The following is a 14,324-nucleotide window of genomic DNA, read 5'->3' as shown; positions in this document are numbered from 1 at the left end:
CGTACCGGGCCGGGCCGCGGCCACCGCGCTCGGCAAGCTGACCTGGGGCCTCGCGATCGCCTTCATCGCCACGTCGCTGACCCTGACGATCATCGCGGCACAGGAATCGTCGGGCGCGTCGGTTCTCGACCGCGTGACAGACGCCCCGGCCGACGAAACCGCGCCCGGCCCGGCCGTGCCCGAGGGCGACGACCTGCTGCCGCCCTCGGCCGATGACAGCGCACCATTGACACCGACAGCGGATTGACCACCACGCATTGAGGCCGCGCCGCGGGGCGCCACAGCATCTTGCGTCCAGCTTGCGCCGCGGGCCGTAATCCTGTATGGGTCGGGTCCCGTGATGCTGGGGCAAAACCACTGCGTGCATGGCTCAGCCGACTTGCGAAACCGAAGCTGAAAATCACGGGGGATGCCACGGATATGGCACGGTATATCTTCATCACGGGCGGCGTCGTGTCCTCCCTCGGAAAGGGGCTCGCCTCGGCCGCGCTCGGTGCGCTGCTTCAGGCGCGCGGCTTCTCGGTGCGGCTGCGCAAGCTCGATCCCTACCTCAACGTCGATCCGGGCACGATGTCGCCGTTCGAGCACGGCGAGGTCTTCGTCACCGATGACGGGGCCGAAACCGATCTCGATCTCGGCCATTACGAACGCTTCACCGGGGTGCCCGCCCGCATGACCGACTCGGTCAGTTCGGGACGCATCTATTCCAACGTGCTGGAAAAGGAACGCCGCGGCGATTACCTCGGCAAAACGATCCAAGTCGTGCCGCATGTCACGAACGAGATCAAGGATTTCATCGCCATCGGCGATGACGAGGTCGATTTCATGCTGTGCGAGATCGGCGGCACGGTGGGCGACATCGAGGGGCTGCCCTTCTTCGAGGCGATCCGCCAATTCAGCCACGACAGGCCGCGCGGGCAATGCATCTTCATGCACCTGACGCTGCTGCCCTACATCGCGGCCAGCGGCGAACTCAAGACCAAGCCGACCCAGCACAGCGTGAAGGAGCTGCAATCCATCGGGATCGCGCCCGACATCCTTGTCTGCCGGTCCGAGCAGCCGATCCCCGACAAGGAACGCGAGAAGATCGCGCTTTTCTGCAACGTCCGCAAGGAATCCGTCGTCGCCGCCTACGACCTCGGCTCGATCTACGAGGCCCCGCTGGCCTACCACCGCGAGGGGCTGGACCAGGCCGTGCTCGACGCCTTCCAGATCGCCCCGGCCCCGCGACCGGACCTGCGCGTCTGGCAGGACGTGGCCGACCGCATCCACTACACCGACGGCACGGTCAACATCGCCATCGTCGGCAAGTACACCCAGCTGGAAGACGCCTACAAGTCCATCAAGGAGGCGCTGACGCATGGCGGGATGGCCAACCGCGTCGGCGTGCGCGTCCAGTGGGTCGATGCCGAGATATTCGACCGCGAGGATCCGGCCCCCTACCTCGAAGGCTTCCACGCCATCCTCGTGCCCGGCGGCTTCGGCGAGCGGGGCACCGAGGGCAAGATCAAGGCGGCGCAGTTCGCCCGCGAACGCGAGATCCCCTACCTCGGGATCTGTCTCGGCATGCAGATGGCCGTGATCGAGGCCGCGCGCAACCTTGCCGGGCTCGACGATGCCGGTTCCGAGGAATTCGACCACGAAGCGGGCAGGAAACGCTTCACCCCGGTCGTCTACCACCTCAAGGAATGGGTGCAAGGCAACGAGAAGGTCCGCCGCAAGGTGTCCGATGACAAGGGCGGCACGATGCGCCTTGGCGCCTACGACGCCGTCCTCGCCGAAGGGTCCCGCGTCGCCGGCATCTACGGCACGAACCTCATCGACGAACGCCATCGCCACCGCTACGAGGTCGACACCAAGTATCGCGAGAAGCTGGAAGCGACGGGGCTGAAATTCTCGGGCATGTCACCTGACGGCCGCCTGCCCGAGATCGTGGAATGGCCCGATCACCCGTGGTTCATCGGCGTGCAATATCACCCCGAACTCAAGTCCAAGCCCTTCGCGCCGCACCCGCTCTTCGCGGATTTCGTGCGTGCGGCGATGGAAACCTCGCGGCTGGTTTGACCCATGTGCGGCGGGGCGCGCTGCCCCGCCTGCACACCCCCGCCGCGTCAGCGCAGCAACGCGTCCTCGAACGGGAACCGTGACAGAAGCTCGATGCCGCTGTCGGTGATCAACACCTGCTGTTCCAGCTTCACGCCTTCCTTGCCGCCCTCCTCGCCGATATAACTTTCGACGCACAGCGTCATGCCGGGCCGGATTTCACCGTCGTAGCCCGCGTCGGGGAAATCGCCGTGGTGATACAGATAGGGATATTCCCCCGTCATGCCGCAACCATGCGCGCTGAGGTAATAGCGGTTGGCGTAATACCGCTCGGGGATGTCCCACGCCGCATCGGCATAGTCGCGGAAACTCATGCCCGGGCGCAGGATCGACATGTTGTACTGCACCTGTTCGTGCGCGACCTTGTAAAGCGTGCGCTGCCGCTCCGCCGGCCTGCCCGGCCCGGAATGGAACGTGCGCGAGAAATCGGCGTAATATCCGTGGCAGCCCACCACGTCCGTATCCAGCGCGATCAGCTCGTTCTCGCCGATCAGGTTGTCCGAGGTTTCCTGGAACCACGGGTTCGTGCGCGCGCCCGCGTTCAGCAGGCGCGTTTCCACGTAATCGCTGTTCTGCGCGATGATCGACAGGTGCAGCACCGACCACAGTTCGGCCTCGGTCAGCCCGGGCCGTACCGCCTCGCGCAGCTTGCCCACGCCGATCTCCGTCGCGCGAAGCGAGGCGATCACGCATTTCATTTCCTCGTCAGACTTGATCGCGCGGGCCATCTCGACCGGTTCCTGCGCATCCACGATCCGCAGCCCCTGCCCCGCCAGCGCGATGGCGGTGCCGGCGTTCAGCCGTTCCAGCCCCACCGTCGCGCCCTTGCCGACAAGGTCGTGTATCAGGTCGGCCATCTCGGCGGCCCAGACACGTTCCCGCGCGGCGATATCGGGCCCGGCCGCGACGAAACTGGCGGTTTTCGCCGGGCGCACCTCGTCCACCGTCTCGATCCCGTCGGCAAGGTGCTGGCAGCCCGTGAACTCGAACAGGATGGCCCGGTCGGCCGTCATCAACAGGTAGCGTGACGGCGCGTTGCGGGTCGAGAACACCTGCATGTTCCGCGTGCCCGTCGCGTAGCGGATGTTCACAGGGTCGCTCAGGATCACCGCCGCGATGCCGCGCGCGGCCATTTCCGCCCGCACGCGCGACTGCCGGTAGCGCCGAACGGCGACCATGTCGATATCGCCCTCGGGGGCCCTGTCCAGTTGCGCCAGCCCGTGCAAATCGCTGCGTTCCGCGTGCCAGTCGAATTCCGCCATCACCAATCCTTTTCTGTGTGCAAAGTGATGATACCAGCCAGCACAAAGTCATAAAATTATGGAAATTCGCCGTTTAATTCGTAACTTGAAGTCATGAGTAATTACCGACGGAAACTGCCCCCGCTGGACGCCCTGCTGTATCTTGAATGCGTCGGCCGCCATCAGGGCTTCACCGCCGCCGCGCGGGAGCTGAATGTCAGCCAGGCCGCCGTCAGCAAGCGCGTGCGCGGGCTCGAGGACTGGCTGGGCGTCAAGCTTGTGGCACGCGACGGCCGCGGCATACGGACCACGCCCGAGGGCGACAGGCTCGTGTCGCGCGTCGGGCTGGGTTTCGATTTCATCGCGCAGACCATCGCCGACCTACGATCCCCGGCCCGCCCCGCCGTCCGGCTGGCCTGCATGAACGCGCTTGCCCTGTTCTGGCTGCAACCCCGGCTGCGGCAGTTCGCGCTCGGGGATCGCGGCGGCGACGTGGCGCTCACGCTCACCGACAGCCCGGCCGAACTGTTGACGGACCCTCATGACCTTGTCCTGATCTACGGCGACGGCCGCTTTCCCGGGTGGCGGGCCACGCCGATCCTGACCGAGGACCTGCAACCGGTATGCGCGCCGGCGCTGCGCGACGGGCTGGGCGCGGGCACCGATGTCACCGCGTTGCGCGGGCAGGTGCCGCTCCTCGATTTTCCCCGCTCCGGGCCCGACTGGATCGGCTGGGACCGCTGGTCACGCCTGCCCGGCGCGACCGACATATCGGACTGGCCGCGAACCGGCTGCGCCACATATGCCCACGCGATCGGCCTCGCCCTGCGCGGTCAGGGAATCGCGCTCGGCAGCTTTCCGATGCTGTGTGATGAAATCCGAAGCGGCAGGCTCCGCCCGCTGGCGCCCGGCCCGCTGGCCACCGGGCGGGGTTACTGGCTGCTGGAGCGCGAGGACACCCGGCTCGGCACGCAGGCCGCCAACCTACGGGCGTTCCTGTTCGACGAGGCCGGTGGCCCGGTCTGACACCCGCTCGGCCCCCGGTCGGCTTTCCGCCACGACAAACCCACCGGCACGATGCCCACGCATGGCCGACGCGCGACGGCCACGCGTGCGGGGATCGGCAGAATCGAATTCAATTTCCAGAATGTATTTGACGCAGATCAAGGCCCGCCGCCGCGGGCTTTCCTAGGGTCGGCTCAAATGTGACTTTCAGGGTCACATTTTCATGAAACGCCTGATGGAAAAGGAAGCAACCGATGCGCAAGACACTGACCGCGGCGCTCGTGGCGCTGGCCGGCCTGACCGCCCCCGCCGCTGCCGAGGACACGCAGAAGCTGGTGACGATCGTCACCAGCGACAACCCGCAGACACAACTGATGAGCATGGTCCTGACCATGCAATCCCTGCAACAGGGCGCCAACACCTACACGCTGCTCTGCGGCCCCGGCGGTGACCTCGCCCTCAAGGACGCCCCCGACGGGGCCACCGCGCCCCAGAAACCCAAGGGGATGAGCCCGCAAGGTCTGATGCAGAAGATCATGGCCAAGGGCGGCAAGGTCGAGGTCTGCGCGATCTACCTGCCGAACAAGGGGGTAGGCATGGACGCGTTGCTCGACGGCGTGGGCAGCGCCAAGCCCCCGGCGATGGCCAAGCGTCTGCTGGCTGACAACACGCGGATCATGTCGTTCTGAAGACGTCGTGATGCGCAGGGCGGCCCTTTGCAGCGGATGATGCACGGGAGACGCGCAGTGGCTCGGGGCGTAATGACCGCTCCGGGCCATTGTTGGCGGGTGCCGGGTTATTGATGACGACCGTTCGGCAGAAACCCAAGGGCGCGGGATCAAGGCCGAAGGTCGCCGCGCCATCGACGGGCCGCCCCCTCGGCCCAGCGATCGGGTGACCCTTGGCGCCCCGTGTCGAGGATGCGCGCCAGATGCCGAAATAAATCGAGAGGCTCGAAGGGCGGATCGCCGTGCCGCGGCCCGGCGACGGCGCGGCTCGGCAAATCAAGTCAAACGTCCACGTCCTCCGCACAGCCGACCTTCATCGCAACCGGTTCCCGAAGACTTGTTCGGAAGCTCGATACGTGTCAGCAGACTGTCCCGTACGGCCCTCAGCGCCGCCCTGCATCACTTGCTGCAAAGGGCCGGGGCCGGACGGGCGGCCCTTCTTTCGGCGTGCGGGTCAAACGGCACGTGGCCTCCTCAGGCTGATGCGCCAGCGCTGTCGGCCTTCTTTTCCCACCTGCCCGACGCCTCCGACCAGTATTGCGCCGCACAGCCCGCGTCGGTCAGGGATTTCCACTGCGTTCTGGCGTGCTGCACGGCCTGCGCGTCGTGGCCGTCGAACAGGATGCAGGTGCGCTCCAGCCGCTGCACCTCGTCGGCAGTGACGGCCGCGCCGTCGATGCTCATCACGCAGGCCGCGCCGTTGGGCAGGCCGGACGCGGTGGTCAGCAGCACGGGCTGGTCGGCGTCATGCGCGCCCCCGGCGAGGCCGTGGGGCAGGAATCCCTCCTCCGGCTCAAGCCATAGCTTCTGGTCCAGCCACTCCATCCGCTCGGCCGCCACCCCGCGCACTGCCACGCGCCAGCCCGCGCCGCGCGCCTTGTCCAGCAGCATGGGCAGCGTCGCCTCCAACGGGCGGCGCGTGAGATGGTAGAAGAAGGCCGCGCCCATTCTCAGCCCTGTTCGAAGCGGTCCGCGACAAGCCTGTTCAGCGCCATGACGCCCCAGCCCGACGCGCCCTTGGGCGCATGGGCCGTCTCGGCACCGACGCGCGCCACGCCCGCGATGTCGAGGTGAATCCACGGCGTCCCTTCCTGCACGAAGCGTTGCAGGAACTGCGCCGCGGTGATCGACCCGGCGGGCCGGCCGCCCACGTTCTTCATGTCGGCGATGTCGGATTTGAGTTGCTCGTCGTACTTCTCGCCCAGGGGCAGGCGCCAGGCCCCCTCGCCCTCGCCCTCGGCCGCCTTCAGGAAATCGGCGCAAAGCGCGTCGTCGTTGGAAAAGACCCCGGCCTTTTCGTGGCCCAGGCCGATGATGATCGCGCCCGTCAGGGTGGCCAGGTCGATCACGGCGGCCGGCTGATAGGTCTGCTGCGCGTACCACATCACGTCGGCCAGCACCAACCGTCCCTCGGCGTCGGTGTTGATGATCTCGACCGTGTCGCCCTTCATCGAGGAAACAACATCGCCGGGACGCGTCGCGCGATCCGACGGCATGTTCTCGACCAGCCCGACAAGGCCCACGACATTGGCCTGCGCCTTGCGCTTGGCCAGCGCGTGCATGACGCCGGTCACCACGCCGGCGCCGCCCATGTCCATCGTCATCTCCTCCATGCCCTGCGCGGGCTTGAGGCTGATGCCGCCGGTGTCGAAGACGACGCCCTTGCCCACCAGTGCCAGCGGCGCGGCGTCATCGGGACCGCCCTGCCATTCCATGACCGCCAGTTTCGAGGGGCTGGCGCTGCCGTGGCCGACCGACAGCAAGAGATCCATGCCCAGCTTCTTCATCTCGTCCTCGTCGAGGATGGTGATCTTCAGCCCCGGCTCGGCCATGCCGGCGATACGCTCGGCGAACTCGGACGTGGTCAGGTGGTTGGCCGGCTCGCTGACGAGATCGCGGGTCAGGAACACGCCCTCCGCCACGGCCAGCGCGGGGGCGGCCTCGGCGCGGGTTTCCTCGGGCTTGGCGACCATCACGGCAAGCGCGCCCTGCCCGGCCGTCTTGGCCTTGTCCGTCTTGTGCGCGGTGAAGGCATAGTTGCGCAGCACGATACCCAGCGTCAGGTCAGCCGGGCGGCGCAGCTGCGCGGCCAGAACCATCATGTCCTTGTCGCCCATCAGCTTGCCCAGCGCGACACCCGCCTTGCGCGCCGCGTCGGGCTTGGCGCCCCGGTCGAGGCACAGCACGTCGAGCGCCTCGGCCGCCATGCCGACGGGCCATGCCAGCGTCGTCACCTCGCCCGGCTTCGCCCTTGTCCACGCCTCGCTCTCGACCAGCCGCTTGAGCGCGCCCTTTGTCAGCCGGTTCACCCGGCGCGCGGCCGAATCCATCTTGCCGTCGGGCGTGACGATCACCGCCACGCGCCCCTCGGCGGCGGCGATGGCGTCAAGATCAGTCTCGGAAAAGGTGACGGAAACCGGTGAGGTCATGGGGCTCTCCTTGCTTGTTCGTGCCGAGTCCTAGCGCGGCTGCGCCTGCTTGGCCAGTTAGCAGTTTTCCCCGGTGGCCAATTCCGATAGGTTCCCGCCGACGACTGCTGCATTCGGGGGAAAGAGGGTGACCAGATTCGACAGGTACATGCTGTCGCAATTCATGGTGCTGTTCGGATTCTTCGCCCTCGTGCTGGTGTCGATCTTCTGGATCAACAAGGCCGTGCGAATGTTCGACCGCCTGATCGGCGACGGGCAGCCGACATGGATCTTCCTCGAATTCACGGCGCTGACCCTGCCCGGCGTGATCGGCGTGGTCCTGCCCATCGCCGCCTTCGCCGCGGTCATCTACGTCACCAACCGGCTGAGCACCGAAAGCGAACTGACGGTGATGCAGGCCACGGGCTATTCACCGTGGCGGCTGATCCGGCCCGTGTTGATCTACGGCGCGATCATCGCGCTGATGATGTCGCTGCTCACGCATCTGCTGATCCCGACCAGCCTCAGCCAGCTCAAGCTGCGCCGCGCGGAAGTCAGCCAGAACATCACCGCCAAGCTGCTGACCGAGGGCGAGTTCCTCCATCCCGCCCCCGGGATCACGTTCTACATCCGCGACATCACGCCCGAGGGCGAGCTGCACAACGTCTTTCTGTCGGACAGGCGCAACGAGGACAACCCGGTGACCTACACCTCGGCCAAGGCCTACCTCGTGCAGGAAGGCGGGGGAACCAAGCTGGTGATGCTGTCCGGTCTGGCCCAGAATCTCAGGCAGGACGGCAAACGCCTCTTCACCACGCATTTCGATGATTTCTCCTACGATGTCAGCAGCCTGATCACGCGCGACGCGATCGACCTCGACAAGGTCGGGTTCATGCACACCCTCGACATGCTGCTGCGTCCCGGGTCCGTCGCCGCCCGGACCGGCGCCACCGGCGGCCAGATCATGTACGAGGTGCACGGCCGTTTCGCGCAGGCCTTGATGTGCATCATCGCGGCGGCCGTGGGCTTCGCCACGTTGCTGCTGGGCAATTTCAGCCGTTTCGGGGTCTGGTGGCAGATCGTGACGGCGTTCTTCCTGCTGGTCATGATCAAGATGATCGAGGGCGTCGTGTCGGGCCCCGTGCTCGCCAACGCGGCGCTGTGGCCTCTGCTGTACCTGCCGGCGGCCACGGGCGCGGCACTGACGGCGGCGCTGCTGTCCCTGGCCGACAGGCCGGGGCTGTGGCACAGGATCAGGGCCCGGCTGCGGCCCGCGAGGGGGGCGGCATGATCCTTCACCTCTACTTCGCGCGCAAGTTCTTCTGGACCTTCGCCGGGATCGCGGCGGTGTTCGCGGTTCTCCTGGCGCTGATCGACCTCGTGGATGAATTGCAGGATTTCCCCGACCTGCCCTTCGCCCGCGTGGCCGAGATCGTCGCCCTGAACCTGCCCCATGCCAATTACGAGATCCTGCCGCTGGTCATGATCCTCGCGACGGTCGCGCTTTTCGTGCGGCTGGCACGGTCGTCCGAGCTTGTGGTCGTGCGCGCGGCGGGCCGGTCGGCGCTGCGCGGGTTGATCGGCCCGGTCAGCGTGGCCGCGCTGGTCGGGGTGATCGCCGTCAGCATGTTCAACCCGATCGTCGCCGCCGCATCCAAGCGGTACAACGATCTGGTCAACGGGTATCTCGACAGCGGCTCCAGCATCCTTGCCATCGCGTCCGAAGGGCTCTGGCTGCGGCAGGGCAGTTCCGACGGCCAGACCGTCATTCACGCCCGGCGCGCAAGCTCGGATCTCGGCACGTTGCACGACGCGACCTTCATCGCCTTCTCCCCTGACGGGGAACCGCTGAGGCGTATCGCCGCGAACACCGCGCGACTGACGGAGGGCGCGTGGCGCATGCGCGATGTCAAGCTGTGGAATATATCTATCGGGGACAACCCGGAATCGACGGCGCGGCAACTGGACACCTACGAACTGCCCTCGGCGCTGACCCAGGACCGGATCATCGACAGTTTCGGCAAGCCCCAATTCATCCCTGTCTGGGACCTGCCGCAGTTCATCGCCCAGCTGGAAGAGGCCGGGTTCTCGGCGCGCCGCTACGCCGTCTGGTTCCAGATGGAGCTGTCGCGGCCGCTGTTCCTGGTCGCGCTGGTTCTGGTGGCGTCGGCCTTTACCATGCAGCACACGCGGCTTTCCAACACCGGCATTTCCGTGCTGGTCGCGGTGATGCTGGGGTTCGGGCTGCATTACGTGCGCAACTTCGCGCAGATCCTCGGCGAGAACGGACAGATCCCCGTCATGCTGGCGGCGTGGGCGCCGCCCGTGGCCTCGCTGCTGCTGGCCATCGGAATCCTGCTGCACATGGAGGACGGATGAAGGCGCTGGCGCTGTTTCTTCTGCTTGCGGCGCTGACGCTCGCGCCGCCGCCCCGGGCCGCCTCGGCGCAACCGCGGGACACGAGCGCTGACGAAAACGGCGCCGCGATGCTGGTCGCCGACGACGTGCGCATCACCGCCGACAACAACCTTGTCGCCGAAGGCAATGTCGAGGCCATGCTGGGCGCGCGGCGGCTGGAAGCCCACGCGGTGATCTACGACCGCGAGGCCGACAAGCTGACGATCAAGGGGCCGATCCGGCTGCACGAGAATGACACGACGCTGATCCTTGCCGGCGCGGCCGAGCTTGACCGCGACATGCGCAACGGCCTGCTGAGCGGGGCGCGCGTGGTGCTCGACAACCAGCTGCAACTGGCCGCGCACGAAATGCGCCGGATCGAGGCACGCTATTCACAGCTCTACAAGGCCGCCGTGACATCCTGCCGGGTCTGCGAGACGGGCCGCCCGCCGCTATGGCAGATCCGGGCGCGCCGGGTGATCCACGACCAGCAGGAACGCCAGCTCTATTTCGACGACGCGCAGCTTCGGGTGCTGGACACGCCGATCTTCTACCTGCCGCGGCTGCGCCTGCCCGATCCGACGCTGGAACGCGCCAGCGGCTTTCTCATCCCGTCGCTGCACAACTCCACGCTGCTCGGCTTCGGGCTGAAGGTGCCCTATTTCATCCGGATCGGGGACCACAAGGACCTCACCCTCACGCCTTTCTGGACGAACGAGACGCGAACCCTCGAATTCCGGTACCGGCAGGCCTTCCGCAACGGCCGGATCGAGGTGACAGGCGCCGTGGCCGACGACGACCTGGGCACGCGCAGCCGCCGGGCCTATGTCTTTGCCGATGGTGAATTCGACCTGCCCCGCGATTTCCGGCTGACCTTCGACGTCGAGGCGGTGAACGACGACACCTTCCTGCTGGACTACGACTATTCCGACAAGGACCGCCTCGACAGCGAGATCGCCGTGGCGCGCACGCGGCGCGACGAACACGTTCGCGGCGCGCTGACGCATTTCCATTCGCTGCGCCCGAACGAGGACAATTCGACGCTGCCCACCATCGTTGCCGACGCCAACTACGAACGCCGGGTCTTCCCGCAGGGACCGGGCGGCGAGCTGTTCGTCTCGGCCTCGGCGCACAGTCATTTCCGCTCCTCGGACCTCGTCACGGACGGGCCGGATTTCGACAGTTTCGCCGACGGTCGCGATGTCACGCGGCTGAGCACCAGCGCGGACTGGCGGCGCAGCTGGGTGCTGCCGGGCGGCGTGCTGGGCTCTTTCCGGACCGGGGTGGCGATCGATTCCCACCGGATCCGGCAAGCCGGCGGCACCAGCCGCTCGTCCGCCACCGAGATCACCCCGACCGCGGCCGTCAAGCTGCGCTGGCCACTCATGAAGTCCACGGCGCGCGGGACATCGCACGTGATCGAGCCTGTCCTGCAATTCGCCTGGACGGGCGGCAGCAATCCCGACATCCCCAACGACGAAAGCACCCGGATCGAGTTCGACGAGGGCAACCTGTTCGCCCTGTCCCGCTTCAGCGCGCCCGACCGGCGCGAACGGGGCACGAGCGGGGCCATCGGCCTGAAATGGACCCGCTACGGCGCGGGCGGCGGGCAAAGCGCGCTCGCCTTCGGGCAGGTGATCCGCGAGGAGACGCCGCTGGAGCCGCGCGGCGGCACGAGCTTCACCAAGTCCTCGGGCCTGCAGGACAGGTTCTCGGACATGCTGGTGGCCGGTCAGGTCAAGACACCGGGCGGCATGACACTGACCGCGCGCAGCGTGTTCGACGACGGGCTGGACACCACCAAGGCCGAGGCCCGCGCAAGCTGGCGCAACGAGAAGGCCGATATCGGCGCCACCTACATATGGCTCAGCAACGACCCGGCCGAGGCCCGTCCCAACACGGTGTCGGAATGGTCCTTCGACGGCAGCTACCGGCTGTCGCGTCACTGGACGGGCAGCGCGGAATGGCGCTACGACGCCGCCAGCGACAGCAGCATCCGCGCCGGGCTGGGGCTGACCTACACCAACGAATGCGTGGACATCTCGCTTTCGGCCTCGCGTCGCTTCACCTCTTCCACTATTCTCGAACCGTCGACGAACATAAGCCTGACGGTGGGGCTGCGGGGGTTCACCGCCAAGACACGCGACAAAAGCTACGTCAGGACATGCAGGAAATAGGACGCATGACAACACGAATGCAGTTAATCGCCCGCGGTTGGGCACTGGGCCTTGTCATTGCCGCCACGCTGGTGGCGTCGGATGCGCCGCGCGCGGCGGCCCAGAACCTTTTCGAGCCTTTGATCAAGGTGAACGACATGGCGATCACCCGCTACGAACTGCGCCAGCGGGCCCGCATGCTGACGCTTTTCCGGGCGCCGGGCGACCCCGAGACGCTGGCGCGCGAACAGCTGGTGGAGGAACGGCTCAAGCTGGACGCCGCCCGCCGCAACGGCCTGACACTCGAAGACGCCGATATCCGGGATGGCATGGCCGAATTCGCCGAACGCGCCGACATGCCCGCCGACCAGTTCATCGCGCAATTGCAGCAGGCCGGCGTGTCCGAGGAATCGTTCCGCGAATTCGTGCGCGCAGGGGTCATCTGGCGCGAACTGACCCGGGCGCGATTCGCCCGCCGCATCGCGGTCAGCGAGGATGACCTCGAACGCGCCCGCGCCGCGGTATCCGGCCGCGCCGGCGTCCGCGTCCTGTTGTCCGAGATCATCATGCCCCTTCAGCAGGGCCGCGAAGACGCCGTGCGCGCGCGGGCCCGGGAGATCGCGCAGATCACCTCGCAATCGGCCTTTGCCGCGCAGGCGCGGCAATACTCCGCCGCGGGCACCGCCGCGCGCGGGGGCCGGCTGGACTGGACGCCCCTGAACGAATTGCCGCCGCAGCTCCGCTCGGTCATCCTCGGGCTGGCGCCCGGCGACGTGAGCGATCCGCTGCCGCTGGACGGCGCCGTCGCGCTGTTCCAGCTGCGCGACATTCAGGAAATCACCCCGCCCCCGCCGCAATACTCCACGATCGAGTATGCCACCTATCACATCGACGGCGGCCGCAACGCGCAGGCGCTGGCCCGCGCCGAGCAGGTGCGCGCCGACGTGGACGTGTGTGACGACCTGTACGGCGTCGCGCAGGACGAACCCCCCGAGGTGCTGGAACGGATCAGCCGCGCGCCCGATGAAATCCCGCAGGACGTGGCCATGGAACTGACCAAACTCGACCCTGGCGAGGTATCGACCAACCTTACCCGCGCCAACGGCGAGACGCTGATGCTCATCATGCTGTGCGGGCGCGTCCCCGAGATGGAGGGCGACGGCCCCACCGGCGAACAGCTGACCGGGTTCATCCGCGACCGGCGCCTCAATTCGTTCGCCGACGGCTACCTCGAACAATTGCGGGCCGAGGCGCGGATCGTCGAATTGCAATGACCGCGCCCGTCGCGCTGACCTGCGGGGAACCGGCCGGGATCGGTCCGGAACTGGCCGCGCGCGCATGGGCATCGCTGCGTGCGGACCTGCCCTTTTTCCTGATCGGCGACCCGGCCCATCTGCCCGATGGCACCCCCGTGGCGGAAATCGACGATCCGGCCGAGGCGGCGGCCGTCGCGCCCAAGGCCCTGCCGGTGCTGCGACACGGGTTCGACGGCCCCGCGCGCCCCGGCCTCCCGGACCCGGCCCATGCACAGGCGGTGATCGACGTGATCGCGCAGGGCGTCGATCTGGTACGCGCGGGCACCGCCTCGGCGCTGTGCACCGCACCGATCAGCAAGCAGGCGCTGCAGGCGGGCGCGGATTTCGCCCATCCCGGCCATACCGAGTACCTCGCCGCATTGGCCGGGGTGGAGCGCGTCGTGATGATGCTGGCCAGCGACAGGCTGCGGGTCGTCCCGACGACGATCCATATCCCGCTGGCCGAGGTGCCCCGCGCCCTCACACCCGGGCTGCTGGCGGAAACGCTCAGGATCACCGAGGCCGGGCTGCGCCGCGATTTCGGCATCGACGCGCCGCGCCTTGCCGTGGCCGGGCTGAACCCCCATGCGGGCGAAGGCGGCCGGATGGGCCGCGAGGAGATCGAGGTGATCGCGCCGGTTCTCGACCGGCTGCGCGCGCAGGGCATGGACCTGTCCGGCCCCCTGCCCGCCGACACGATGTTCCACGCCGCCGCGCGCGCGCGCTACGACGCGGCGGTGGCCATGTACCACGATCAGGCGCTCATCCCGATCAAGACGCTGGATTTCGACCGCGGCGTGAACCTGACGCTCGGGCTGCCCTTCATCCGCACATCCCCCGATCACGGAACGGCCTTCGACATCGCCGGACAGGGCAAGGCCGATCCGACCTCGCTGATCGAGGCGCTGAAACTGGCCGATCGCATGGCGCGGACCCGGCAATGACCCGCGGCTCGGTCGCGGGGCTGTGCCCTCTTGCCATTACCCGCCCG

Annotated in this window: 12 protein-coding genes; 9 read left to right on the top strand and 3 right to left on the bottom strand. The window is 67.4% G+C overall.

Annotated features, from left to right (window positions below):
• On the top strand, positions 1 to 247 hold a 247-nt coding region (gene secG, locus ACH107_RS14290), incomplete at its 5' end, for a preprotein translocase subunit SecG (protein ID WP_412506399.1).
• Positions 248 to 420: 173 nt separating this feature from the next.
• Entirely contained in the window at positions 421 to 2,064 is a 1,644-nt protein-coding gene (locus ACH107_RS14285) for a CTP synthase (RefSeq protein ID WP_412506398.1), read from the top strand.
• A gap of 47 nt (positions 2,065 to 2,111) precedes the next feature.
• Here ACH107_RS14285 and ACH107_RS14280 read toward each other — a convergent pair whose 3' ends face one another.
• The gene (locus ACH107_RS14280; protein ID WP_412506397.1) at positions 2,112 to 3,365 is read right to left on the bottom strand and encodes a M24 family metallopeptidase; all 1,254 of its coding nucleotides are present in this window, start codon (positions 3,363 to 3,365) and stop codon (positions 2,112 to 2,114) included.
• A 93-nt stretch (positions 3,366 to 3,458) separates the two neighbouring features.
• On the opposite strand from ACH107_RS14280, the gene ACH107_RS14275 reads away from it, so the two are divergent.
• Complete coding sequence (locus ACH107_RS14275; protein WP_412506396.1) at positions 3,459 to 4,370, top strand: LysR family transcriptional regulator; 912 nt, start codon at positions 3,459 to 3,461, stop codon at positions 4,368 to 4,370.
• Positions 4,371 to 4,603: 233 nt separating this feature from the next.
• Positions 4,604 to 5,038 (top strand): hypothetical protein, encoded by a 435-nt coding sequence (locus ACH107_RS14270; RefSeq protein WP_412506395.1) that lies wholly within the window; start codon positions 4,604 to 4,606, stop codon positions 5,036 to 5,038.
• Positions 5,039 to 5,551: 513 nt separating this feature from the next.
• On the opposite strand, the gene ACH107_RS14265 is transcribed toward ACH107_RS14270, so the two are convergent.
• Both ACH107_RS14265 and ACH107_RS14260 read right to left on the bottom strand, forming a co-directional pair.
• Positions 5,552 to 6,025 carry a DNA polymerase III subunit chi gene (locus ACH107_RS14265; protein WP_412506394.1) on the bottom strand — a complete coding sequence of 158 codons (474 nt, stop codon included), beginning with the start codon at positions 6,023 to 6,025 and terminating at the stop codon, positions 5,552 to 5,554.
• Between the two features lie 2 nt (positions 6,026 to 6,027).
• A complete protein-coding gene (locus ACH107_RS14260) occupies positions 6,028 to 7,506 on the bottom strand; it encodes a leucyl aminopeptidase (protein ID WP_412506393.1) in 1,479 nt (492 codons plus the stop codon).
• Positions 7,507 to 7,654: 148 nt separating this feature from the next.
• On the opposite strand from ACH107_RS14260, the gene lptF reads away from it, so the two are divergent.
• From lptF to pdxA, 5 genes are read left to right on the top strand one after another with little or no spacing between them, the layout of a single operon-like run.
• Positions 7,655 to 8,776, top strand: coding sequence for an LPS export ABC transporter permease LptF (gene lptF, locus ACH107_RS14255; protein ID WP_412506400.1), 1,122 nt, complete (start codon positions 7,655 to 7,657; stop codon positions 8,774 to 8,776).
• Positions 8,773 to 9,864 (top strand): LPS export ABC transporter permease LptG, encoded by a 1,092-nt coding sequence (gene lptG, locus ACH107_RS14250; RefSeq protein WP_412506392.1) that lies wholly within the window; start codon positions 8,773 to 8,775, stop codon positions 9,862 to 9,864. The genes lptF and lptG overlap by 4 nt, the downstream gene beginning before the upstream one ends.
• Complete coding sequence (locus ACH107_RS14245; protein ID WP_412506391.1) at positions 9,861 to 12,059, top strand: LPS-assembly protein LptD; 2,199 nt, start codon at positions 9,861 to 9,863, stop codon at positions 12,057 to 12,059. Before lptG ends, ACH107_RS14245 begins: the two co-directional genes overlap by 4 nt.
• Before the next feature lie 17 nt (positions 12,060 to 12,076).
• Positions 12,077 to 13,312: a peptidylprolyl isomerase gene (locus ACH107_RS14240; RefSeq protein WP_412506390.1), complete on the top strand. Its 1,236-nt coding sequence runs from the start codon at positions 12,077 to 12,079 to the stop codon at positions 13,310 to 13,312.
• On the top strand, positions 13,309 to 14,277 hold the full coding sequence (gene pdxA, locus ACH107_RS14235) for a 4-hydroxythreonine-4-phosphate dehydrogenase PdxA (protein WP_412506389.1): 969 nt from the start codon (positions 13,309 to 13,311) through the stop codon (positions 14,275 to 14,277). The genes ACH107_RS14240 and pdxA overlap by 4 nt, the downstream gene beginning before the upstream one ends.
• Positions 14,278 to 14,324: the final 47 nt, after the last annotated feature.

The organism is Roseovarius halophilus (ex Wu et al. 2025) (assembly GCF_047086965.1).
This window is presented reverse-complemented; position numbering and strand designations above follow the sequence as displayed.

Bases quoted from the DNA above. Each gene is read 5' to 3' on its own strand.
- ACH107_RS14275 (WP_412506396.1), top strand. From the start codon at position 3,459: ATGAGTAATTACCGACGGAAACTGCCCCCGCTGGACGCCCTGCTGTAT.
- ACH107_RS14265 (WP_412506394.1), bottom strand. From the start codon at position 6,025: ATGGGCGCGGCCTTCTTCTACCATCTCACGCGCCGCCCGTTGGAGGCG.
- ACH107_RS14260 (WP_412506393.1), bottom strand. From the start codon at position 7,506: ATGACCTCACCGGTTTCCGTCACCTTTTCCGAGACTGATCTTGACGCC.
- ACH107_RS14270 (WP_412506395.1), top strand. From the start codon at position 4,604: ATGCGCAAGACACTGACCGCGGCGCTCGTGGCGCTGGCCGGCCTGACC.
- pdxA (WP_412506389.1), top strand. From the start codon at position 13,309: ATGACCGCGCCCGTCGCGCTGACCTGCGGGGAACCGGCCGGGATCGGT.
- lptG (WP_412506392.1), top strand. From the start codon at position 8,773: ATGATCCTTCACCTCTACTTCGCGCGCAAGTTCTTCTGGACCTTCGCC.
- ACH107_RS14285 (WP_412506398.1), top strand. From the start codon at position 421: ATGGCACGGTATATCTTCATCACGGGCGGCGTCGTGTCCTCCCTCGGA.
- lptF (WP_412506400.1), top strand. From the start codon at position 7,655: ATGCTGTCGCAATTCATGGTGCTGTTCGGATTCTTCGCCCTCGTGCTG.
- ACH107_RS14240 (WP_412506390.1), top strand. From the start codon at position 12,077: ATGCAGTTAATCGCCCGCGGTTGGGCACTGGGCCTTGTCATTGCCGCC.
- ACH107_RS14280 (WP_412506397.1), bottom strand. From the start codon at position 3,365: ATGGCGGAATTCGACTGGCACGCGGAACGCAGCGATTTGCACGGGCTG.
- ACH107_RS14245 (WP_412506391.1), top strand. From the start codon at position 9,861: ATGAAGGCGCTGGCGCTGTTTCTTCTGCTTGCGGCGCTGACGCTCGCG.